Consider the following 21,388-nt stretch of genomic DNA (forward strand, 5'->3'; position numbering starts at 1 on the left):
ACGTTACGCCAAATTTGCAGCCTCAGGCGCTAACTTTAACAGCAAAATCAGGACCGACGCGCCTGTTCCGTCCTGGCGGTTCTGGATATCGATGCGGCCACCGTGTTCGTCGACGATTTTCTTGACCATCGGCAGCCCCAGTCCGGTGCCGCGCGCCTTCGACGTGACGTACGGTTCGAACGCGCGCGACAGGATGCGCGGGGCGAATCCCGGACCGTTGTCGACGATTGCCAGGCGCACCGCGGTGCCCTCGCCGCCGACCGCGTTCTGGTAGTGGATCGCCTCGGTGGTGACGTCGATGCGGGCCGGCTCCATGCCCTCGGCGCGCTCGGTCAACGCGTCCTGCGCATTGGCCAGCAGGTTGTGGATCACCTGGCGCAGCTGGGTGGCGTCGCCCATCACCGCCGGCAGCGTCGGCGCCAGCGCCGCGTGGATGATGTCGGAGTCGTCGCCGGCCAGGTACAGGTCGAGGATCTCGCGGATCAGGCTATTGAGGTCGAGCGGCTGCAGCACCGCCGGCGGCGCCTTGGCGTAGTCGCGGAAGTCGTCGACCATGCGCTTCATGGCGTCGACCTGGTTGACGATGGTGCTGGTGCTGCGGTTAAGCAGCGCCACGTCTTCCGGCGACAGCTTCGCCTCGAGCTTCATCTGCAGCCGCTCGGCCGACAGCTGGATCGGCGTGAGCGGGTTCTTGATTTCGTGTGCCAGCCGGCGCGCCACCTCGCCCCAGGCCACCGAACGCTGCGCCGAGATCACGTCGGAGATATCGTCGAACACGACGATGTAGCCGCTGCCGACACCGACCGGCAGGCGCGAGCCGCGCGCCAGCAAGGTGATGTCGTGGTCGTCGCTGGTGCCGACGCGGCGCGGGATTTCGATCTCCTGCTGCCAGTGGGTGCGCTGGCGCGCGCTGCCGGCGGCGCTCTGCGCGCTCTGGGTCGAGAAAGCGCGGGTGACGGCGCCGGCGAACACCTCGAGCCCCTCGATCTCGGCCAGCGCGCGGCCGACATGGCCGCTGACGTCGTTGAGCAGGATGCGGTCGACCGCGTCGTTCGAATTGACGACATTGAAATCGGCGTCGAGCACGATCACGCCGGCCGACATGTTGCCCAGCACGGACTCGAGGTGGGCCTTGGCGCTTTGCAGCGCCGCCCGGTTGCGCTCGACGGCGCTGCGCGCCTCGAACAGCTGGCCCGTCATGGTGTTGAACGACTGCGTCAACGTGCCCAGTTCGTCGGTGGTGGTGACGATCGGGCGCGGCGACAGGTCGCCCTCGGCCACCGCGCGCGTGCCTTCGGCCAGCACCAGCAGCGGCTGCGCCAGGTTCGACGCGATCAGGAAGGCGCTGGCGACGGCGCCAAAAATGGCCAGCAACAGGGTCAACGTCAATGTCTCTATGTACATCTTGCGCAGGCCGCTGCGGGCCACGAAGCGCAGCCTGTATTCGTTCAGCGCCGCGTGCAGCACCTCGGCGTTGGTGGCCAGGTTGACCGGCACCGACTGCACCAGCTGCAGGTAGCGCGGCGCCGCGCCCGGCGGCTCCGGCACCGCCATCACCACCCGCAGGCGCAGGCCGGTGGCCGCATCGAGCGCGTTGGACGGCGCGCCGCTGGTGCTGTCCTGGGCATCCGGACCGACGCCGCTTTCGGACTGGGTGTACCCGCCCGGCATGGCGGCCGTTTTCAGCATCGACGGCGTCGGCAGGTCGGCCGCCAGGTTGGCCAGCTTGTCTTCCGAGGCGGCGGCGACCAGTTTGCCGTCGGCGTCGACCACCATCGCGCTGACCACGCCGTCCTGCTCGGCGACGATGCGGCTCAGGATCGCTTGGGTCTCGCGCTGCTGCTGACCGGCCAGCGTCGCCGTCGACACCGTGGCCGAGGCGCCCAGTTCCGTCAGCGACTGGTCCAGCGCGGCGCGGCCCAGGTTCAGGCCGGACTGCAGCGCCGCCTCGATCTTGACGTCGAACCAGGAGTCGATCGAATGCGACACGAAGCGCACCGACACCAGGAAGATCACCAGCCCAGGCAGGATGCCGATGCCGGCAAACAGCAACACCAGGCGCGCCATCAGGCGCGAGCCGAATTTGCCGCTCTTGTAGCGTACGTACAGGCGCGCCAGCGCCACCACCACGAAGATCAGCAGGCCGGCGGCAACCGCCGCGTTCAGTCCCAGCAGCCAGGAATAGTAGCGGTCGAAGAAGGTGGAATTGTCGGACGCCGAGGCGAGCACGAACAGCAGGATGCTGACGATCGCACCGGCCACAATCACCCCGTACTTCAAGGCCGGCTTCACTTACTCCGCCTTGTACAGGAAGGTTTTCTTGTTGGAGCTGAGCTGCCAGCCGGCGTCGTTCAACGCGTTCACCTGCAGTGGCTTGAGCAGCAGCTGGCGGTCCATGAACATGCGCACCGTGACGTTGTACACCTCGCCCGGCTTGAGCGCGCCCTTCGGCGCAATCTGCCAGCGGCCCGGCCGGCGCACGTTGGCGAGCGCCTCGTCGAGCGTCTGGAACGGTTGCTGCACGCTGCCGACCACCGCCACGTTGTACTGGCGGTGCAGTTCGTTGTAGGAGATGCGCAGCGTCTGGCGCGACGTCACCGCTTTCTCGTCGTACCACCACCAGCGCGGGCGCGTCAGTTCGATTTCGGTGGTGAAGTACAGCGCGACCCCGCGCGAGATCGCGTGTTCCAGGTCCTGACTGAGGTCGAACGCGTAGCGCGCATCGAGCCGGTAGCCGTCTTCGGTCGCTTCGATGTGGGCCCGCGTGATCTCCACGCCGTCGGCCGCCTGCGCCTGCGCGCAAGCGAACAACAGCAGCAGCTGGCAGGCGAGCAGTCGAAGAAATCGGATTGTCACAAGTGGGCCAAAGCCTTAAAAAACCATTGCATTGTCAAAGACCCGTCACGCCGCATTCTTTTGGAACAGGGCGTAAAACAAACCATCATGATCCTCGAGCGCGCCGCCGGTGGGAAGCAGCTGGCCCGGCGCCGGCAGGCGCGTGGCGCCGTGGCGCGCGCCGAAAGCTGCCGCTTGCGCCTCCGATTCCTGGGGCCAAAGTGAACAAGTCACGAACAGCAATTTACCATTTGGCCGCAGCATCTGCCAAAGGTTGTCGAGAATTTTGGCCGAAAGTGTTGCAAGTTGGAGCGCGTCGCCCTTGCGCCGCAGCCAGCGGATGTCGGGGTGGCGCCGCACGATGCCCGACGCGGTGCACGGCACGTCGGCCAGGATGCGGTCGAACTGCTGGCCGTCCCACCACACCGCCGTCTGCGCGTCGAACGCCTTCAGGGTCGCCGATAAACCGAGCCGCTGCAGGTTTTCCTCGATCCGCACCAGGCGCTTCGGGTCGGAGTCGACCGCGGTCAGCTCGATGTCGGCAAGTTCGAGCAGGTGGCCGGTCTTGCCGCCGGGCGCCGCGCACGCGTCCAGCACCCGCATGCCGTCGGCGATATCCAGCAGCGGCGCGGCCAGCTGGGCGCCGGCGTCTTGCACCGAGCACAGTCCCGCATCGAAGCCGGGGATCGAGGTCACGCCGATCGGTTTGTCCAGCCGCACCGCCGATGGGCCGATGCGCGCGGCGCCGATGCCGGCGCCGGCAAGCAGCTGTAAATACGCCTCGACGCTGGTCTTCCTGACGTTCACGCGCAGGGTCAATGGCGGCTGCTCGTTGCCGGCCGCAAGGATCGCCTGCCAGTCGCGTGGATAGGCCGCCTTGGCCGTATCGATCCACCACTGCGGGTAGTTCCACTGGGCCACCGGGTCCTGCAACGCCGTCTTGACGAGCGATTCGCGCTCGCGCAGGAAGCGCCGCAGCACCGCGTTGACCATGCCCTTGGCATGCGCCATGTCGGGGTGCGAGGTGGCCACCGTGACGGCCTGGTCGACGACGGTGAACTCTTCATATGGCGGCGTGGCGCCGGCCGGCGTGTCGATCAGCGCCAGCGCGCAGCACAGCAGGCTGGCCAGCATCGGCGGCTCCGGCGCCTTCGACGTCATCAGGCTGAGCAGCACTTCGCTGCGGCCCAGCTGGCGCATGGTGCGGTAGGAGATGTCCTGGATCGCGCCGCGCGCCTGCGGCGACGCCTGCGTCACGCCGAACGCGGTGAGCAGCGCCTGCGGCAGCGCGGCGCCGCCGCGCACCTGCGACACGGCGTTGGCCGCGCCGAGCAGGCACAGTGCCAGCGAATCGGGCTTCAGGCGCGGCAGGTAGCCCGGCTGCAGCACCGGCTTGACTTCGTAGCTGGCGCGCAGCGGCGGCGCCGGCCTGGCCGACTTCGGCGCGGCAGGTTTGATGGAGAGCGTGGGGCGCTTGGCGGTCATGGTGATCTTTGCTGGTGTTCTGGCGGTGGCTGGCGCGGCCGGCGCCGCGCAAATGCGCGCAGCGGACCGCGCTGTAAAGGCGCCAATTGTAACGGCTAAGCCTCCAGGCGCGCCAAAACGGGGCGTTTTGACAACAAAATCGCCTGGACCTGTGGCAACGGCGGCGTATTCCCGGCAGCGCCAAACCAGTATAATTGGCGATGTTTGCCCGTGGCCCGGCCACCGCTTTTTCACCCTGACAGAATACCCGCACATGCTCGCCCAACAAAAACTTGAAATCGTTGCCCTGTTCCAGGCCGCCCTCGCCCCACTGACCGCCGGTACCGATCTCGCCCCGGCCGTCGTGCTCGAGCGACCGCGCGACCCGGCGCACGGCGACATCGCCTGCAACATCGCGATGCAGTTGGCCAAGCAGCTCAAGACCAATCCGCGCGAACTGGCCACCAGGCTGGTCGCCGCGCTGCTGGCCGATCCGGCCGCCAAGGGCATCATCGAGTCGGCCGACGTCGCCGGTCCGGGCTTCATCAACCTGCGCGTGGCCGCCGCCGCCAAGCAGTCGGTGGTGCGCTCCATCTTGCAGTCGGGCGCGCAGTATGGCCGCAGCGACGCCGGCGCCGGCGACAAGGTCGTCATCGAATTCGTCTCGGCCAATCCGACCGGCCCGCTGCACGTCGGCCACGGCCGCCAGGCCGCGCTCGGCGACGCGCTGTCGTCGCTGTTCGAGTCGCAAGGCTACGCGGTCACCCGCGAGTTCTATTACAACGACGCCGGCGTGCAGATCGCCACCCTGGCCAACTCGGTGCAGGCGCGTCTGAAAGGCTGGCGTCCGGGCGACGCGCAATGGCCCGAGTCGGCCTACAACGGCGACTACATCGCCGACATCGCCGAAGACTTCAAGGCCGGCAAGACGGTCGCAGCGAGCGACGGCCTGCCGGCCACCGCCAGCACCGACGTCGACGACATCGAATCGATCCGCGCCTTTGCCGTGACCTACCTGCGCAACGAGCAGGACATCGACATGCAGTCGTTCGGCGTCAAGTTCGACAACTACTTCCTCGAGTCGTCGCTGTACAAGGACAACAAGGTGCACGCCGCGGTCGACGCGCTGATCGCCTCGGGCAAGACGTTCGAGGAAGGCGGCGCGCTGTGGCTGCGCACCACCGAGTACGGCGACGACAAGGACCGCGTGATGAAAAAGTCCGACGGCACCTACACCTACTTCGTGCCGGACGTGGCGTATCACCTCGTCAAATGGCAGCGCGGCTTCGTCCAGGCCATCAACATCCAGGGCAGCGACCACCACGGCACCATCGCGCGGGTGCGCGGCGGCCTGCAGGCGCTCGGCCTCGGTATCCCGCAGGGCTACCCGGACTACGTGCTGCACAAGATGGTCACCGTGATGAAGGACGGCGAAGAGGTCAAGATCTCCAAGCGCGCCGGCTCCTACGTCACGGTGCGCGACCTGATCGAATGGTCCGGCAACGGCGACATCAATCGCGGGCGCGACGCGGTGCGCTTCTTCCTCATCTCGCGCAAGGCCGACACCGAATTCGTCTTCGACGTCGATGTCGCGCTGGCGACCAGCGACGAAAACCCGGTCTACTACGTGCAGTATGCCCATGCGCGCATCTGCTCGGCGCTGGCCAACTGGGGCGGCGACGAAGCGCAGCTGGCCGGCGTCGATCTGTCGCCGCTGACCACGCCGCACGAGGCAAGACTGCTGGCCAAGCTGGCCGAGTATCCCGAGATGGTGCAGCGTGCCCAGGCCGAACTGAGCCCGCACCAGGTGGCGTTCTACCTGCGCGAGCTGGCCGGCGAACTGCACAGCTACTACTTCGCCCACAAGTGGCTGCTCGACGACGACGAAGCGCTCAAGCTGGCACGCCTGGCGCTGGCGACCGCCACCCGCCAGGTGCTGCGCAATGGCTTGGCGCTGATCGGCGTGTCGGCGCCGAACAAGATGTAAGCGTTTTGAAGCAGACAACCTTGAAGGCACCAATGCACTCCACACCTCGTTTCTCACCGGCCCGGCGCCAGCGCGGCAACACCATCACCGGCGTCATTATCGGCCTGATCATCGGCCTCGGCATCGCCGTCGCCGTGGCGCTGGCGATCACCAAGGGCGCCACGCCGTTCACCGACAAGTCGGGCAAGGTCGGCAAGATGGCCGAGCCGACCGCCGGCCAGGCCGCCGATCCGAACAAGCCGCTCTACAGCAACAAGGAAGCGGCGCGCGAAGCGAACCGCCAGATCGCCGACAAACCGAAGGCGGCCGCCGACCCGCTGGCCCAGGTCATCGCCAACATGAAGGACCCGGCCGACGTCAAGGCCGAAGTGAAGGCGCCGGCCGTCGTGGTCGCCGCCGCTCAGGTGCCGGCCTCGCATGAACTGGCGCGCGTGGTCAACGCCAGGGCCGACGTGGCGGCCGACGACAAGATCATCTACTTCCTGCAAGCCGGCGCGTTCCGCGAAATGACCGACGCCGAAAGCACCCGCGCCAAGCTGGCCCTGCTCGGCTACGAGGCCACCATCAGCGACCGCGCCAGCGACGCCGGCGTGCTGCACCGCGTGCGCATCGGGCCGTTCGGCCAGGTCGAATCGATGAACAAGGCGCGCGCCAAACTGATCGACAGCGGCATCGACGTCGCCATCGTCCGCAACCAGAGATAAGAGAACACTTCATGCGACTGATCCGAACCTTGCTGTGCGCCGCCGCCATCGGCCTGTCCGCCGCCGTGGCGGCCGCCCCCGCAGATCCGAAAAACGGCGTCGAATACCTGACCTTGCCAGAGGCGCAAAACACCGACGCCGCCGGCAAGGTCGAGGTCACCGAGTTCTTCGCCTATTACTGCCCGCACTGCCAGCGCTTCGAACCGCTGCTGGCCGAGTGGGTCCGCAAACAGGGCAATAATATCGTCTTCAAGCGCGTCCACGTGCCGGCCGGTCCGAGCGTGATGGCGCAGCAGCGCCTGTTCTACACGCTCGAAGCGCTCGGCCTGGTCGGCACCCACCACCAGAAGGTGTTCGACGCCATGCACGTCGAGCGCGTGCGCCTCGGCTCCGACGAGCAGGTGCTCGCCTGGGCCGCCAAGGCCGGCATCGACCAGGCCAAGTTCACCGAAGCGTGGAACTCGTTCGGCGTGCAGGCCAAGCTGCGCCGCGCCAGCGCCATGATGGGCGCCTACCGCGTCGACTCTTGGCCGATGGTGGCTGTCGGCGGGCGCTACATGACGTCGCCGAGCCAGGCGGGCGAAGCGAGCACCGCGCCGCTGACCGAACAGCAGCAGGGCCAGGCGGCGCTGCAGGTGATGGACTTCCTGGTCGCGAAAGCGAAAGCGGAAAAGAAGTAGTGCGTACCAAGCCGCGCGCGCCATGAACCGCGTTTTCATCACCGGCGCGTCGAGCGGAATCGGCGAAGCGCTGGCGCGCGAATATGCGCTGCAAGGCGCCACCCTGGGCCTGCTGGCGCGCCGCGGCGACGCCTTGCGCCGGCTTGCCGCCAGCCTGCCCAATGCCGGCCTGCACAAGGTCTACGCGGTCGACGTCACCGACCGCGCCGCGCTGGCGGCGGCGGCGGCCGACTTCATCGCCGCCGGCGGCGCCGACATCGTCATCGCCAATGCCGGCGTCTCGCAAGGCACGCTGACCGAACACGCCGAAGACCTCGTTGCCTTCGACGCCATCTTCGCCACCAACGTCAGCGCCACCGTCGCCACTTTCGCGCCGTTCATCGCCGCCATGAAAACGCGCGGCGGCTCGCCGACGCTGGTGGGGATCGGCAGCGTCGCCGGTATCCGCGGCCTGCCCGGCGCTGGCGCCTACAGCGCGTCGAAAGCGGCGGTGCTGGCCTACTGCGAATCGCTGCGCCTCGAAATGAAGCCGTACGGGATCCGCGTGGTGACCATCGCGCCGGGCTACATCGACACGCCGATGACGCGCCACAATCCCTATCCGATGCCGTTCCTGATGCCGGCCGCGACCTTCGCCGAAAAGGCAACCATCGCCATCGCAGTCGGCGCCAGCTACCGCGTCATCCCGTGGCAGATGGGCGTCGTCGCCAAGCTGCTGCGCGCGCTGCCCAACGCCGTCTACGACCTGGCGTTTTCGCGCGCGCCGCGCAAACCGCGGGCAAGCAAGCCATGAACGCGGCCGCCATCGCCGCGCTGTGCCGCGCCGCCGTCGACATCGAAGTGGTGGCCGAAACCGGCTCCACCAATGCCGACCTGATGGGGCGCGCCGCCCAGCTGGCGCGCCCCACCCTGCTGATCGCCGAACACCAGAGCGCCGGGCGCGGGCGGGCTGGCCGCAGCTGGCTGTCGGCGCCGGGCGACTCGCTGACGTTCTCGCTGGCGTGGCAGTTCGACGGTTCGCCCCAGCAGCTGCTTGGACTGCCGTTGGCGGTCGGCGTCGCGCTGGCCGAGGCGCTGGCCGCGCTGGCCGTGCCGGTGCAGCTGAAGTGGCCGAACGACGTGCTCAAGGACGGCAGCAAGCTGGCCGGCATCCTGATCGAAACCCAGGGCGCGCCGGGCGGCACCTGGGCGGTGATCGGCATCGGCCTGAACCTGTCGATGCCGGACCGGATCGAAGAGCGCATCGGCCGCAGCATCGCCACCGCACCCTGGCTCGCGCGGATGGAGCGCGACGCGCTGATGGCGGCGCTGACCGACGCACTGGCGGCCGGCATGGACCAATTCGCCCGCGAGGGCTTTGGCGCCTTCCGCGCGCGCTGGGACGCCCTGCACGCCTGGCGCGGCCAGCCGGTGGCGATCGTCGACCAGGGCGCCGTGCTGCAGCAGGGCGTCGCGGCCGGCGTCGACGACAGCGGGCGCCTGCTGCTCGACACCGACGGCGGCCGCGTCGCGGTACTTGCCGGCGACGTCTCGCTGCGGCTGGGTGAATCCTGATGCTGCTACTGATCGATGCGGGCAACACCCGCGTCAAGTGGGCGCTGGCCGCCGACGATGCGCCGCCCGGCCGCTGGCTCGAGACCGGCGCCGTCGTCCAGGCCGACCTCACCCAGCTGGCCGCCAGCTGGCAGCACCGGGCCATCACCCGAGCGCTCGTGTCGAACGTCGCCGGCGCCGCAGTGCGCGCCCGGCTGCAGCAGATGCTGCCGGCCACGCCGATCGAGTGGTTCGCATCCGTTGACCAACTCGCCGGCGTGCGCAACGGCTACCGCAATCGGTCGCAGCTGGGGTGCGACCGCTTTGCCGCTGCCATTGGCGCGCGCGCGCTGGAGCCGGGCAAGGCGCTGGTGGTGGCCACCTGCGGCACCGCCACCACCATCGACGCATTGTCCGCCGACGGCGTGTTCCTCGGCGGGATGATCCTGCCGGGGCTGGGCCTGATGGCTGCCTCGCTGGCGCGCAATACGGCGCAGCTGCCGCACATCGCCCCCGGCGGCAGCGAGGCCGCCGGCTTTGCCGACAACACCGACGACGCCATCCTGTCGGGCTGCCTGTCGGCGCAGGCCGGCGCCATCGAGCGCGCCATCGGCCTGCTCGGCGCCGATCTGTGCCTGCTCTCCGGCGGCGCCGCGCCTTACATCGCGCCGTTGCTGTCGGCGCGTTCGTATACTGCGCGCATGGTCGACAACATTGTCCTGGTCGGCCTGCACGCCGCCGCAACTTCGAGGAATTAGCCCGTGCTGAAATTTATCTTCTGGTGCCTGTTGTGCCTGAACGGCGTGCTGCTCGCCTATGGCCAGGGCATGCTCGGCAACTTCAAGGGCAACGAGCGTGAACCGGCGCGCATCAAGAACCAGCTCAATATCGACAGGCTGGCGCTGCTGACGGCGGCGCCGGCGGCGGCGGTTGCCGCCGCGCCGGCCGCGCCGGCCACGGCAGAGACGCTGGCCTGCTTCGAGATCGGCAGTTTGGCGCAGGCCGAAGCGCGCCGGTTCGAAGCCCGGCTTTCGCCGCTGGACCTGGGCGAGGGGATGACGCGCCTGGCGCTGGCGTCGACCGATGTATCGAGCTACATGGTGATCATCCCGCCGCAGGCCAGCAAGGAAGCGGCCGACAAGAAGGCCGGCGAACTGAAGGCGCTTGGCGTGACCAACTTCTTCATCATGTCCGACAATTCGCCACTGCGCTGGGCGATATCGCTGGGCGTTTTCAAGTCCGAGGCGGCGGCGCAATCGCTGCTGGCGACGCTGACCAAGCAAGGCGTCAGCAGTGCCCGCATCAATCCGCGCGGCACGCAGACGACGCGGCTGGCGTTCCAGTTTCGCGGCATCGACGTGGCGGCCAAGGCGAAGATCGACGACATCGCCGAATCCTTCCCGGCGCTCAAAACGCGCGCCTGCAAATAGCCAACAAACGCTGGGGTCAGGTCTGACATTCGGACAAATAGCTGGGGTCAGGTCTGACAATCGGACAAATCGCTGGGGTCAGGTCTGACATTCAGACATTTTCGGCGCCAACTCAGAGCCGAATCGCCGTTTTATTATCAGCTGGACAGTATCAGGCGGGCACGTCAATGCAAATTGCGGTGGAAATGTCCGAATGTCAGACCTGACCCCAGCAAAATGTCCATATATCAGACATGACCCCGGCAAAATGTCCGAATGTCAGACCTGACCCCAGCAATTCCGGCAATTCAGCAACAATTTCAGTCGGCAGTACGCCTGACGACGATCGGCTTGATCGCCAGCGCGGCCGGCAGTTCGCGCGCAGCCTCAAGCGCTTCGGCGCGGCTGTCGAAGGGACCGCCGAACAAGCGGTGCAAGGCGCCCGACTGCATCACTTCGACAATCGGCACCGCGCCCGACGCCAGCACCTTGCTGCGCACTTCGGCGGCGCGCTCGGCCAGGCTGAAGGCGCCAAGCTGCAGGTAATAGCCGTCGGTCGGCGCACGTACCGGCGCAGCGGCGCCGACGTCGGCCAGCTGCGCATCACTCTGCAGAACAAAACTCCGCTCGGCCACCAGCGAGGCTACCTGCGGCGGCGGCAGCACTTGCGGCGCCGGCGTCACCACGCCACCCGGCAGCAACCGTTCCAGCTGCACTTCGTGGCTGCCCTTGCCGAGCAGGCCCAGTTTCAACGCCGCGGTGTACGACACGTCGACGATGCGGCTCGCATGAAACGGTCCGCGGTCGTTGATGCGCACCACAACCTGCACGCCGGACGACAGGCTGGTGATGCGCGCGTACGATGGAATCGGCAGCGTCGGATGGGCCGCCGTCATCTTGTACATGTCGTAGACTTCGCCCGACGAGGTGCGCTGGCCATGGAATTTTTTGCCGTACCACGACGCCACGCCGCGCTGCGCGAACTGCGCGTTGCCGTTCATCGGCACATAGGTCTTGCCGAACACCGCGTACGGCCGGTTGGCATATCTGGACAGCGGTTCGGCCTTGACCACCGCATCGGGCACCTGGCGCAAGCCGGCCGGCGGCATGTCGCCCGGACCGTCGTCCATGTAGTAGCCGCCGCGCCCCGAACCGGCCGCCGGCAGCGCCGGCAGGTCGTCGGCCTTCGGATGGACGACGCCCGCGGTGGCAGGCCGCGGCGGTGGCTGCAGCTGGGGGGCGGCCTGGTTCGCCGTCGTGCCGCAGCCGGCCAGCAGCGCGGCGCCGGCCAGCGCCACGGTCGCCGCAAGCTTGTTCGATACGGCCATTCGCGCCTCCGTGGTGAAAAGGGTAATCAGGTTTGCACCAGCTTGCGGTGCCGCGAAATACTCATCAGTATACCCGCCCCCAAACCGAGCGTGACGAAGGCGGTGCCGCCGTAGCTCATGAACGGCAGCGGCACGCCGACTATCGGCAAAATGCCGCTGACCATGCCCATGTTGACGAAGGCGTAAACGAAAAAATTCATCGTGAGGGCGCCGGCCAGCAGGCGCGCAAACAGCGTCGGCGCGTTGGCCGCGATCATCAGGCCGCGCCCGATCAGCAGCAGGTAGATCAGCAGCAGCCCCAGAATGCCGATCAGGCCGAACTCCTCGGCGTAAATCGAGAAGATGAAGTCGGTCGTGTGCTCGGGCACGAACTCCAGGTGCGACTGGGTCCCCTTCAGCAGGCCCTTGCCCGAGATGCCGCCAGAGCCGATCGCGATGACCGACTGGATGATGTGGAAGCCCTTGCCCAGCGGGTCCTTGGTCGGATCGATCAGCGTCAGCACGCGGTCGCGCTGATAGTCGTGCATCAGCGACCAGGCCACCGGCAGCGCCGCCGCGCCGGCGATGAACAGGCCAAGCAGCGCCTTCCACGACAGCCCGGCCAGAAAGATCACGAACAGGCCGGCCGACAGCACCAGCAGCGACGTGCCCAGGTCAGGCTGCAGCTGGATCAGGCCGACCGGCACCGCCAGCAGAACCGAGGCGACGATGAACGAATGCCAGCGCACCATGCCGGCTTTCTGGTGGAAGTACCAGGCCAGCATCAACGGCATGGCGATCTTCATGATTTCGGACGGCTGAATGTCGACGCCGACGTACAGCCAGCGGCGCGCGCCCTTCTTGACGATCCCGAACAGGAACACCGCTACCAGCAGCGCCACGCCGACCGTGTAGATCGGCACCGCCAGGCGCATCAGCGTCTGCGGCGGCACCAGCGCGGCGGCCCACATAATGATGAAGGCGACCATCGTATTGCGGATCTGTCCTTCCAGCCGGCCCGGGTATTCGATGCCGGCCGAGTACATCGTGATCATGCTGGTGGCCAGCAGCAGGAACAGGATCATCGCCAGCGGCGCGTCAAATACCAGCAGGTGCGGCTTCATGCGTCGCCACAGGGAACGTCGTTCGTTGATGCGCATGCGTCAGTCCTTCGCCGGCGGCTCGGCGCCCGGCTGGAATGGCGCCGGAACGGCCGGCACCTCTTCTACTTCGACTTCGACCGGCACCGGCTTGGCGCCGTCCTTCGATGTCGGCCGCTTGCCCGTCAGGTAGTAGTCGAGCGCCTTGCGCGCGATTGGCGCAGCGTAAGCGGCGCCGAAGCCGGCGTTTTCGACGATCAGCGCCAAGGCGATCTTCGGCTTGTCGGCCGGCGCGAAGGCGACGTACAGGGAGTTGTCGCGCAGGCGCTCGCCCATCGCCTTGGCATTGTATTTTTCGCCGCGCTTGAGGCCCACCGTCTGCGACGTGCCGGTCTTGCCCCCGGCCTGGTAGGCGGCATTCGCGAACGCCAGCCGGCCGGTGCCCTCCTGCGTCACGCCGACCATGGCGCGCTTGATGAAGTCGACGTTCTCCTGCTTGAGCGGAATGCGGAAGCTCTCCTTGGCAACCGTCTTGGTGCGCTCGCGAGTGCGACCGTCTTCGACCGACTGCACCAGGTGCGGCCGCATCACCACGCCGTTGTTGGCCAGCGTCGACACCGCGTGCGCCAGCTGCAGGATGGTGTAGCTGTTGTAACCCTGGCCGATGGCGATGTTGACATTGTCGCCCTTCTGCCAGACCTGCGCCGCCTTGTTCTTCGAGAAGCGCTGGCGCTTCCAATCCTTCGACGGCAGCACGCCGGTCTTTTCGTGATCGAGGTCGATGCCGGTCAGGCGGCCGAAGCCGAACGGCTCCATGAAGTCATGGATATGGTCGATCCCCATCTCGTTGCCGAGCTGGTAGTAGTAGGTGTTGCACGAGATGACGATCGACTTGTACATGTCGACCGTGCCGTGTCCACCGACCTTGTCGTCCATCCAGCGGTAGCTGCCAAGGCTGAACGAGCCGGCGTCGTGGATCGCCTGCGACGGCGTGCGAAAGCCCTTCTCCAGCGCCGCCAGCGCCATGAACGGCTTGAAGGTCGATCCCGGCGGATAGGTGCCCTGCAGCGGACGGTTCAGCATCGGCCGGTCGAGCGAGGTATTGAGTTCGTTCCAGCTTTGGCTGTCGATGCCGTCGACGAACAGGTTCGGATCGAACCCCGGGCGCGACACGTACGCCAGGATGTCGCCGGTCTCCGGCTCGATCGCCACCAGCGCGCCGCGGAAGTCGTCGAATGCCTGTTCCAGGATTTTCTGCAGCTCGATGTCGATCGACAGTACCAGGTTGCTGCCCGGCGTAGCTTCCGTGCGCGACAGCGTGCTGACGGCGCGTCCGCCGGCCGTCTTGATGACTTTCTCGTAGCCGGTCACGCCGTGCAGCAGCTTCTCGTAGCTCTTCTCGACGCCTTCCTTGCCGATGTGATCGGTGCCGCGGTAGTTGGTGGCGTCGGGCCCGTCCTCCAGCGCGCGCGCTTCGCCCTGATTGATGCGGCCGATGAAGCCGATCACGTGGGCCGCGGTTTCGCCCAGCGGGTACTGGCGGAACAGGCGCGCCTGCACGTCGACGCCGGGAAAGCGGAAGCGCTGCGCGGTGAAGCGCGCCACCTCGTCGTCGGTCAGGCGGGTGCGCAGCGGCACGCTCTCGAAGTTCCTCGACTCGGCCATCAGGGTGCGAAAGCGCTTGCGGTCCTTCGGCTCGATCACCACCAGCTTGGCCAGCTCGTCGATGACCGAGTCGAGCGAGTGGTGCAGCTTCGACGGCGTGATCTCCAGCGTGTAGGCGGAGAAGTTACGCGCCAGGACGACGCCGTTGCGGTCGAGGATCAGGCCGCGGTTCGGCACGATCGGCACGATCGCCAGCCGGTTGTCCTCGGCCAGCGCGGCGTAGTCGTCGTGCTTGATCACCTGCAGCCAGACCACGCGCGCCACCAAGATGGCGAAGCACAAGAACACCAGCGTGAACAAGGCGGTGACGCGAACCCGGAACAGGTGGATCTCGCGGTCGTTATTCTGTAATTCAGTCATCAGATCGGGCGGGTGTGATCGCGGTCGACGGCGCGCCGCTGCGGCGCCAGCAGCATCCAGGTAATCACCGGCCACAGTGCGATGGCGACGACACTCTCGACGAAGATCAGCCAGCCCTGGAATTTTCCGGTGATGATGAAGCGCACCAGCACCTGCAGCAACTGCGTCAGCAGCAGCAGCGGGAACACGTGCAGCGCCTGCGTCATGGTCGGGAACCACAGTATGCGCCGGTGGATCATGATCGCCAGGTAGGACAGCAAGGTATAGGCCAGCGCATTTTCGCCCAGCAGCGTCGAGTCATGCACGTCCATCATCAGGCCCATGAAAAAGGCCATGCCGATGCCGACCTTGCGCGGCTGGTGAATACCCCAGAACACCAGCACCAGCGCGACGAAATCGGGGGCGCCGATCAGATGGCCCCACGGCAGCAGGTTGAGCATGAACGCCGCCGTCAGGCTAAGCGCGATGAACAGCGGGCTGACGGGAAGCAGGATGTAATGCGGACGGTTCATTGTCCGGCTCCTTTATTGACAGGCGGCGGCAGCGCCCCAGGCGTTGCAGCCGTCGTGGCGGCGGGCGGCGTCGCTGCCTTCGGCGCTGGCACCGGCGCCGCTTTCGGCTGCGCGGCGGCGGGCGCCGTCGGCGCCTTCGGCTGGACCACGGCGCCCGCCAGCGGCGGCGCATTCGACGGTGGCATCTTCGTCAGGCTGGACTTCTTGCCGATGACCTTGACCGGCTCCGGCGCGGGGCGCGGCAGCAGGTCGGGCCGTGACATCAGGATCAACAGCTGGCGGTTGCGGTCGATGCCGGCCAGCGGCTGGCACACCACGCGGCCGAACGCGCCGGTTGCGCTGCTTTCGACCTGCATCACCTTCGCCACCGCCAGCCCTGGCGGGTAGACGCCGTCCATGCCGGACGTGATCAGGACGTCGCCGACAACGATGTCCGCATTTGGCGCCATGAAGCGCAAATCGAGCAGGCCCGATTGACCGCGGCCGTAGGCGACGCTGCGCAGGCCGTTGCGCAGCACCTGCACCGGGATGGCCTGTTCCTTGTCGGTCAGCAGCGTCACTTCGGAGGTGAACGGGAATACGCGCGTGACCTGGCCGACCACGCCGGAGCTGTCGATGACCGGCAGGCCAAGCTGCACGCCCTGGCGGATGCCACGGTCGAGCACCACCTTGCGGGTCGACGGGTCGCGCGCGTCGTACAGGATCTCGCTCATCATCGATCTGACCGGCAGGTGCTCGCGCGCGCCCATCAGGCGGCGCAGGTGGGCGTTCTCGGCGATCTGGTGCTGCGCTTCCTGCAGCGACCTGGCGGCAGCGACCTGCTCACTCTTGAGGGTGTCGACTTCCTTTTGCAGGGTCGACACGGAGGAGAAGTAGTTGCCCATGCTGGCGAGCGCGTCGCGCGGCATCAGCGCGGCCATCTGCAGCGGGTACAGCACCGTGCCGGCGGCCTGGCGCACCGTCGCCAGCAGGCCTACCCGCGCATCCATCATCAGCAAGGCGATCGAAATGAATGCGAAAAACGCCACCTTGACCCGGGCCGGGGCGCCTTGCTTGAAGAGTGGCGGAGGACTGTATTCCATGACTTCCAATAAGACTGTGTCGACCTGTGGCTATACCAAGGTCGACACCGGGACTAGCGATCAGCCGTGCTTTTACTCGTACGAGAACATCGACCCGAGCTTGTCCATGCGCTCGAGCGCCATGCCCGAGCCGCGCACCACGCACGTCAGCGGGTCTTCAGCCACCAGCACCGGCAGGCCGGTTTCTTCCATCAGCAGGCGATCGAGGTCGCGCAGCAGCGCGCCGCCGCCGGTCAGCATCATGCCTTTTTCGGCGATGTCGGCGCCCAGTTCCGGCGGCGTCTGTTCGAGCGCGTTCTTCACCGCCGAGACGATGTTGTTGAGCGGGTCGGTCAGCGCTTCGAGGATCTCGTTCGACGAGATCGTAAACGAGCGCGGAATGCCTTCGGACAGGTTGCGGCCCTTGACTTCCATTTCCTTCACTTCCGAACCCGGGAACGCCGAGCCGATGGCCTTCTTGATCGCCTCGGCGGTCTGCTCGCCGATCAGCATGCCGTAGTTGCGGCGGATGTAGTTGACGATCGCCTCGTCGAACTTGTCGCCGCCGACGCGGATCGAGCCCTTGTAGACCATGCCGCCGAGCGAGATGATGCCCACCTCGGTGGTGCCGCCGCCGAGGTCGACGACCATCGAGCCGGTCGCTTCCGACACCGGCAGGCCGGCGCCGATGGCCGCGGCCATCGGCTCTTCGATCAGGTACACCTGCGAGGCGCCGGCGCCGAGCGCCGATTCGCGGATCGCGCGCCGCTCGACCTGGGTCGAGCCGCACGGCACGCAGATGATGATGCGCGGCGAAGGACGGAAGAATTTCGAGTCATGCACCATGCGGATGAACTGCTTGAGCATCTGCTCGGTGACGGTGAAGTCGGCGATGACGCCGTCCTTCATCGGCCGGATCGCCTCGATATTGCCGGGCACTTTGCCCAGCATCTGCTTGGCTTCCTTGCCGACCGCCTGGATCGTCTTCTTGCCGTTCGGGCCGCCTTCCTGGCGGATCGCCACGACCGATGGCTCGTCCAACACGATGCCCAGGCCGCGCACGTAGATCAGCGTGTTCGCGGTGCCGAGATCGATGGCCAGGTCATTCGAAAAATAGCTGCGTAAAAAACCAAACATGTGTGTCCTGATGCGCAACGGTGTGCGCCTAAGCATTAATGAGGAACCGCGTAACCTTGCCGCGACACCATTCTTGCAGAAAGCGGCACGGTCTTTTATATGCGGCGGCAGCCCGTTTTCGGCGCCGGCAACGCATTAGCCCGCCATTCTACCTTATAATTTGCCCGTTAAATGCCGAAAAGCCTCTCAATTGCAGGCCGTTACGCTATGCCGGATCGGCGGCATTGCCAAGGTTTTACGATCTTTTAGCGCGCCGTTATGTAAATTTCTTCAACTTTCCTCAACTTATCGAACGCGGCGTTTGCCGCGCTATTTGCCATGTCCCTGACTCTTTCAGACGTAAAACGGATCGCCAACCTGGCCCAACTCGACATGGACGACGCGCACGCCGAGATCGCGCTGGGTGAACTCAATGGCATCTTCGCGCTGGCCGAGCAGATGCAGGCGATCAATACCGACGGCGTGGCGCCATTGTCACAGCCGCTCGCCGCCGTCCTCGGCACCTTGCCGCTGCGCCTGCGCGACGACGTCGTCACCGAGCAAAACCAGCGCGACGCCTACCAGGCGCCGGCGCCGAAGACCCAGGACGGCCTGTACCTGGTGCCGAAAGTGATCGAATAAGCCGTCGCCATCCGCCGACCGCCCCCTCCCCGAATCCGACCCCCGAGCCATGCATACAAAAACCATCAAACAGCTGTCTGCCCTGCTGCACGCGAAACAGGTTTCCGCCACCGAGCTCACGCAGCACTACCTGCAGCGCGCCGCCGCGAGCGACCTGAACGCCTTCCTGCACATCGATCCGGCGCTGTCGCTGGCGCAGGCCGGCGCCGCCGACGCGCGCTTTGCCGCCGCCAGCGCCGGTCCGCTGACCGGCATCCCGATCGCCCACAAGGACATCTTCGTCACCGAAGGCTGGCGCTCGACCGCCGGCTCGAAGATGCTGGCCAATTACGTCAGCCCGTTCAACGCCACCGTCGTCGAGCGCTTCGGCCAGGCCGGCATGGTCACCCTCGGCAAGCTCAATTGCGACGAATTCGCGATGGGTTCGTCGAACCAGAATTCGGCCTTTGGCGCGGTACTGAACCCGTGGGACAAGCTGGCCGTGCCAGGCGGCTCCTCGGGCGGCTCGGCCGCGGCGATCGCCGCGCGCATCGCGCCGGCCGCCACTGCCACCGACACCGGCGGCTCGATCCGCCAGCCGGCGTCGTTTTGCGGCGTGACCGGCATCAAGCCGACGTACGGGCGCGTGTCGCGCTTCGGCATGATCGCGTTCGCCTCCTCGCTCGACCAGGGCGGCCCGATGGCGCAGACGGCCGAAGACTGCGCCATGCTGCTGGGTGAAATGGTCGGCTTCGACGAGCGCGACTCGACCAGCCTGACCGCCGCCCAGGGCAACGTGCGCGAAGACTTCACGCGCGACCTGGCCGAGCCGCTCGCCGGCCTGCGCATCGGCGTGCCGAAAGAGTACTTCGGCGAAGGCTTAGCAAGCGACGTCGAGGCGGCCGTGCGCGCCGCGCTCGAGCAGTTCGTCAAGCTCGGCGCCACCCTGGTCGACATCTCGCTGCCGAAGACGTCGCAGTCGATCCCGGTCTACTACATCATCGCGCCGGCCGAAGCGTCGTCCAACCTGTCGCGCTTTGACGGCGTGCGCTACGGCCACCGCGCCAGCGAATACAAGGACCTGGCCGACATGTACAAGAAGAGCCGCGCCGAGGGTTTCGGGCGCGAAGTCCAGCGCCGCATCATGGTCGGCACCTATGTGCTGTGCCACGGCTACTACGACGCCTACTACCTGAAGGCGCAGAAGATCCGCCGCCTGATCGCCGACGACTTCCAGGCCGCGCTGGCCAGCTGCGACGTCATCATGGGTCCGGTCGCGCCGACCGTGGCGTGGGACCTGGGCGAGAAGACCGACGATCCGGTTAGCGCCTACCTGGCCGACATCTACACCTTGTCGACCAGCCTGGCCGGCCTGCCCGGCATGTCGATCCCGTGCGGCTTCGGCCAGGGCGACAAGAACGGCCAGCGCCCGGTCGGGCTGCAAATCATCGGCAACTACTTTGCCGAAGCGAAGCTGCTGGGCATCGCCCACCAGTACCAGCAGGTCACCGACTGGCACACCCGCGCGCCCGCCGGCGTCTGAGAAAGAAGAGAGAACACTATGCAATGGGAAGTCGTCATCGGTCTTGAGAACCACGTGCAGCTCACGACCAACTCGAAAATTTTTAGCGGCAGCGCGATCCGTTTCGGCGCCGAGCCGAACACCCAGGCCAGTCCGGTCGACCTGGCGCTGCCGGGCGTGCTGCCGGTGATGAACCGGGGCGCCGTCGAGCGCGCGATCCGCTTCGGCCTGGCCGTCAACGCAAAAATTTCGCCGCATTCGATCTTCGCGCGCAAGAACTACTTCTATCCGGACCTGCCGAAGGGCTACCAGATCAGCCAGTTCGAAGACCCCGTCGTCATCGGCGGCCAGGTCAGCTTCGGCTTCGAAAAGGACGGCAAGTTCGAAACGCGCACCATCAACCTGACCCGTGCCCACCTCGAGGAAGACGCCGGCAAGTCGCTGCACGAAGACTACGCCGGCATGACCGGCATCGACCTCAATCGCGCCGGCACGCCGCTGCTGGAGATCGTCTCCGAGCCCGAGATGCGCAGCGGCGCCGAAGCGGTCGCCTACGCCAAGGCGCTGCACTCGCTGGTGGTGTGGCTGGGCGTTTGCGACGGTAACATGCAAGAGGGTTCCTTCCGCTGCGACGTCAACGTGTCGGTGCGCCCGCTCGGCACCACCGAACTGGGCACGCGCTGCGAGATCAAGAACCTGAACTCATTCCGCTTCATCGAGGAGGCAGTCCAGTACGAAGTGCGGCGCCAGATCGAACTGATCGAAGACGGCGGCAAGGTCGTGCAGGCCACGCGCCTGTGGGACCCGGACAGGAAGGAAACGCGCGCCATGCGCACCAAGGAAGACGCGCAGGATTACCGCTACTTCCCCGATCCGGATTTGCCGCCGCTGGAGATTTCGCCCGAGTGGATCGAGCGCATCCGCGCCGACATGCCGGAGCTGCCGGCGGCGATGCGCATCCGCTTTGTCAGCGACTACGGCCTGACCGAATACGATGCGCTGATCCTCACCTCGTCGCACCAGCTGGCGGCGTACTTCGAGGCCGTGGTGGCGGTCGCCGGCAAGCCGAACGCCAAGGCAGCGGCCAACTGGCTGATGGGCGACGTCGCCTCGACCCTGAACCGCGAGAACGTCGACATCGCCGACTCGCCGGTCGAAGCGTCGCAGCTGGCGCAGCTGCTGCTGCGCATCGCCGACGGCACCATCTCGAACAAGATCGCCAAGGAAGTGTTCGCGGCGATGTGGGAAGCGAAGTCGAACGACGAGAACCTGGCCGACCAGATCATCGACCAGAAAGGCCTGCGCCAGATCTCCGACAGCGGCGCGCTCGAAGCGATCGTCGACGAGGTGCTGGCGGCGAATGCCAAGTCGGTCGAGCAGTACCGCGCCGGCAAGGAAGCGGCGATTAACGCGCTGATCGGCCAGGCGATGAAGGCGTCGAAGGGCAAGGCCAATCCGGCGCAGTTGACGGAGCTGTTGAAGAAGAAGCTGGCCGGTTAAATTCGCGGCGCT

Annotated in this window: 19 protein-coding genes; 10 read left to right on the forward strand and 9 right to left on the reverse strand. The window is 66.6% G+C overall.

Annotation, left to right across the window (positions count from 1 at the left end):
• Positions 1-3: 3 nt before the first annotated feature.
• The 3 genes from CR105_RS09945 to rsmB are packed head-to-tail and all read right to left on the reverse strand — an operon-like array spanning position 4 to position 4,320.
• Positions 4-2,292, reverse strand: a complete 2,289-nt coding sequence (locus CR105_RS09945) for a sensor histidine kinase (RefSeq protein ID WP_099788264.1) — start codon at positions 2,290-2,292, stop codon at positions 4-6.
• Positions 2,293-2,856: a DUF4390 domain-containing protein gene (locus CR105_RS09950; protein ID WP_099788265.1), complete on the reverse strand. Its 564-nt coding sequence runs from the start codon at positions 2,854-2,856 to the stop codon at positions 2,293-2,295.
• A gap of 45 nt (positions 2,857-2,901) precedes the next feature.
• Positions 2,902-4,320: a 16S rRNA (cytosine(967)-C(5))-methyltransferase RsmB gene (rsmB, locus tag CR105_RS09955; RefSeq protein ID WP_099788266.1), complete on the reverse strand. Its 1,419-nt coding sequence runs from the start codon at positions 4,318-4,320 to the stop codon at positions 2,902-2,904.
• A 253-nt stretch (positions 4,321-4,573) separates the two neighbouring features.
• Here rsmB and argS point away from each other — a divergent pair, with 253 nt between their 5' ends.
• From argS to CR105_RS09990, 7 genes are read left to right on the forward strand one after another with little or no spacing between them, the layout of a single operon-like run.
• The gene (gene argS / locus CR105_RS09960) at positions 4,574-6,286 is read left to right on the forward strand and encodes an arginine--tRNA ligase (RefSeq protein WP_099788267.1); all 1,713 of its coding nucleotides are present in this window, start codon (positions 4,574-4,576) and stop codon (positions 6,284-6,286) included.
• Between the two features lie 32 nt (positions 6,287-6,318).
• The gene (locus CR105_RS09965; RefSeq protein ID WP_099788268.1) at positions 6,319-6,990 is read left to right on the forward strand and encodes an SPOR domain-containing protein; all 672 of its coding nucleotides are present in this window, start codon (positions 6,319-6,321) and stop codon (positions 6,988-6,990) included.
• Positions 6,991-7,001: 11 nt separating this feature from the next.
• Positions 7,002-7,670, forward strand: a complete 669-nt coding sequence (locus tag CR105_RS09970) for a thiol:disulfide interchange protein DsbA/DsbL (protein ID WP_099788269.1) — start codon at positions 7,002-7,004, stop codon at positions 7,668-7,670.
• Positions 7,671-7,692: 22 nt separating this feature from the next.
• A complete protein-coding gene (locus CR105_RS09975; RefSeq protein ID WP_099788270.1) occupies positions 7,693-8,463 on the forward strand; it encodes an SDR family oxidoreductase in 771 nt (256 codons plus the stop codon).
• The gene (locus tag CR105_RS09980) at positions 8,460-9,224 is read left to right on the forward strand and encodes a biotin--[acetyl-CoA-carboxylase] ligase (RefSeq protein ID WP_099788271.1); all 765 of its coding nucleotides are present in this window, start codon (positions 8,460-8,462) and stop codon (positions 9,222-9,224) included. The genes CR105_RS09975 and CR105_RS09980 overlap by 4 nt, the downstream gene beginning before the upstream one ends.
• On the forward strand, positions 9,224-9,961 hold the full coding sequence (locus tag CR105_RS09985) for a type III pantothenate kinase (protein WP_099788272.1): 738 nt from the start codon (positions 9,224-9,226) through the stop codon (positions 9,959-9,961). Before CR105_RS09980 ends, CR105_RS09985 begins: the two co-directional genes overlap by 1 nt.
• A gap of 3 nt (positions 9,962-9,964) precedes the next feature.
• Positions 9,965-10,633: an SPOR domain-containing protein gene (locus tag CR105_RS09990; RefSeq protein ID WP_099788273.1), complete on the forward strand. Its 669-nt coding sequence runs from the start codon at positions 9,965-9,967 to the stop codon at positions 10,631-10,633.
• A gap of 299 nt (positions 10,634-10,932) precedes the next feature.
• On the opposite strand, the gene CR105_RS09995 is transcribed toward CR105_RS09990, so the two are convergent.
• From CR105_RS09995 to CR105_RS10020, 6 genes are all read right to left on the reverse strand, one after another.
• A complete protein-coding gene (locus CR105_RS09995) occupies positions 10,933-11,940 on the reverse strand; it encodes a septal ring lytic transglycosylase RlpA family protein (RefSeq protein WP_099788274.1) in 1,008 nt (335 codons plus the stop codon).
• Positions 11,941-11,966: 26 nt separating this feature from the next.
• Positions 11,967-13,079, reverse strand: a complete 1,113-nt coding sequence (rodA, locus tag CR105_RS10000) for a rod shape-determining protein RodA (RefSeq protein ID WP_099788275.1) — start codon at positions 13,077-13,079, stop codon at positions 11,967-11,969.
• A gap of 3 nt (positions 13,080-13,082) precedes the next feature.
• Complete coding sequence (mrdA, locus tag CR105_RS10005; RefSeq protein WP_099788276.1) at positions 13,083-15,044, reverse strand: penicillin-binding protein 2; 1,962 nt, start codon at positions 15,042-15,044, stop codon at positions 13,083-13,085.
• Entirely contained in the window at positions 15,044-15,556 is a 513-nt protein-coding gene (gene mreD / locus CR105_RS10010) for a rod shape-determining protein MreD (RefSeq protein WP_099788277.1), read from the reverse strand. The genes mrdA and mreD overlap by 1 nt, the downstream gene beginning before the upstream one ends.
• Positions 15,553-16,638 (reverse strand): rod shape-determining protein MreC, encoded by a 1,086-nt coding sequence (gene mreC, locus CR105_RS10015; protein ID WP_099788278.1) that lies wholly within the window; start codon positions 16,636-16,638, stop codon positions 15,553-15,555. The genes mreD and mreC overlap by 4 nt, the downstream gene beginning before the upstream one ends.
• Positions 16,639-16,710: 72 nt before the next feature.
• The gene (locus CR105_RS10020) at positions 16,711-17,754 is read right to left on the reverse strand and encodes a rod shape-determining protein (protein WP_099788279.1); all 1,044 of its coding nucleotides are present in this window, start codon (positions 17,752-17,754) and stop codon (positions 16,711-16,713) included.
• A 318-nt stretch (positions 17,755-18,072) separates the two neighbouring features.
• Between CR105_RS10020 and gatC the strand changes: the two genes are divergently transcribed.
• The 3 genes from gatC to gatB are packed head-to-tail and all read left to right on the forward strand — an operon-like array spanning position 18,073 to position 21,376.
• Entirely contained in the window at positions 18,073-18,375 is a 303-nt protein-coding gene (gene gatC / locus CR105_RS10025) for an Asp-tRNA(Asn)/Glu-tRNA(Gln) amidotransferase subunit GatC (RefSeq protein ID WP_099788280.1), read from the forward strand.
• A 49-nt stretch (positions 18,376-18,424) separates the two neighbouring features.
• Positions 18,425-19,897: an Asp-tRNA(Asn)/Glu-tRNA(Gln) amidotransferase subunit GatA gene (gatA, locus tag CR105_RS10030; RefSeq protein WP_099788281.1), complete on the forward strand. Its 1,473-nt coding sequence runs from the start codon at positions 18,425-18,427 to the stop codon at positions 19,895-19,897.
• 18 nt (positions 19,898-19,915) lie between these two features.
• Entirely contained in the window at positions 19,916-21,376 is a 1,461-nt protein-coding gene (gene gatB / locus CR105_RS10035; protein WP_099788282.1) for an Asp-tRNA(Asn)/Glu-tRNA(Gln) amidotransferase subunit GatB, read from the forward strand.
• Positions 21,377-21,388 lie beyond the last annotated feature (12 nt).

It is taken from the genome of Massilia eurypsychrophila (assembly GCF_002760655.1).
Classification (GTDB): Bacteria; Pseudomonadota; Gammaproteobacteria; order Burkholderiales; family Burkholderiaceae_D; genus JAFCUW01.

Coding starts and splice junctions, on each gene's coding strand:
- rsmB (WP_099788266.1), bottom strand. CDS start 4,320: ATGACCGCCAAGCGCCCCACGCTCTCCATCAAACCTGCCGCGCCGAAG.
- argS (WP_099788267.1), top strand. CDS start 4,574: ATGCTCGCCCAACAAAAACTTGAAATCGTTGCCCTGTTCCAGGCCGCC.
- CR105_RS09965 (WP_099788268.1), top strand. CDS start 6,319: ATGCACTCCACACCTCGTTTCTCACCGGCCCGGCGCCAGCGCGGCAAC.
- CR105_RS09970 (WP_099788269.1), top strand. CDS start 7,002: ATGCGACTGATCCGAACCTTGCTGTGCGCCGCCGCCATCGGCCTGTCC.
- CR105_RS09975 (WP_099788270.1), top strand. CDS start 7,693: ATGAACCGCGTTTTCATCACCGGCGCGTCGAGCGGAATCGGCGAAGCG.
- CR105_RS09980 (WP_099788271.1), top strand. CDS start 8,460: ATGAACGCGGCCGCCATCGCCGCGCTGTGCCGCGCCGCCGTCGACATC.
- CR105_RS09985 (WP_099788272.1), top strand. CDS start 9,224: ATGCTGCTACTGATCGATGCGGGCAACACCCGCGTCAAGTGGGCGCTG.
- CR105_RS09995 (WP_099788274.1), bottom strand. CDS start 11,940: ATGGCCGTATCGAACAAGCTTGCGGCGACCGTGGCGCTGGCCGGCGCC.
- rodA (WP_099788275.1), bottom strand. CDS start 13,079: ATGCGCATCAACGAACGACGTTCCCTGTGGCGACGCATGAAGCCGCAC.
- mrdA (WP_099788276.1), bottom strand. CDS start 15,044: ATGACTGAATTACAGAATAACGACCGCGAGATCCACCTGTTCCGGGTT.
- mreD (WP_099788277.1), bottom strand. CDS start 15,556: ATGAACCGTCCGCATTACATCCTGCTTCCCGTCAGCCCGCTGTTCATC.
- mreC (WP_099788278.1), bottom strand. CDS start 16,638: ATGGAATACAGTCCTCCGCCACTCTTCAAGCAAGGCGCCCCGGCCCGG.
- CR105_RS10020 (WP_099788279.1), bottom strand. CDS start 17,754: ATGTTTGGTTTTTTACGCAGCTATTTTTCGAATGACCTGGCCATCGAT.
- gatC (WP_099788280.1), top strand. CDS start 18,073: ATGTCCCTGACTCTTTCAGACGTAAAACGGATCGCCAACCTGGCCCAA.
- gatA (WP_099788281.1), top strand. CDS start 18,425: ATGCATACAAAAACCATCAAACAGCTGTCTGCCCTGCTGCACGCGAAA.
- gatB (WP_099788282.1), top strand. CDS start 19,916: ATGCAATGGGAAGTCGTCATCGGTCTTGAGAACCACGTGCAGCTCACG.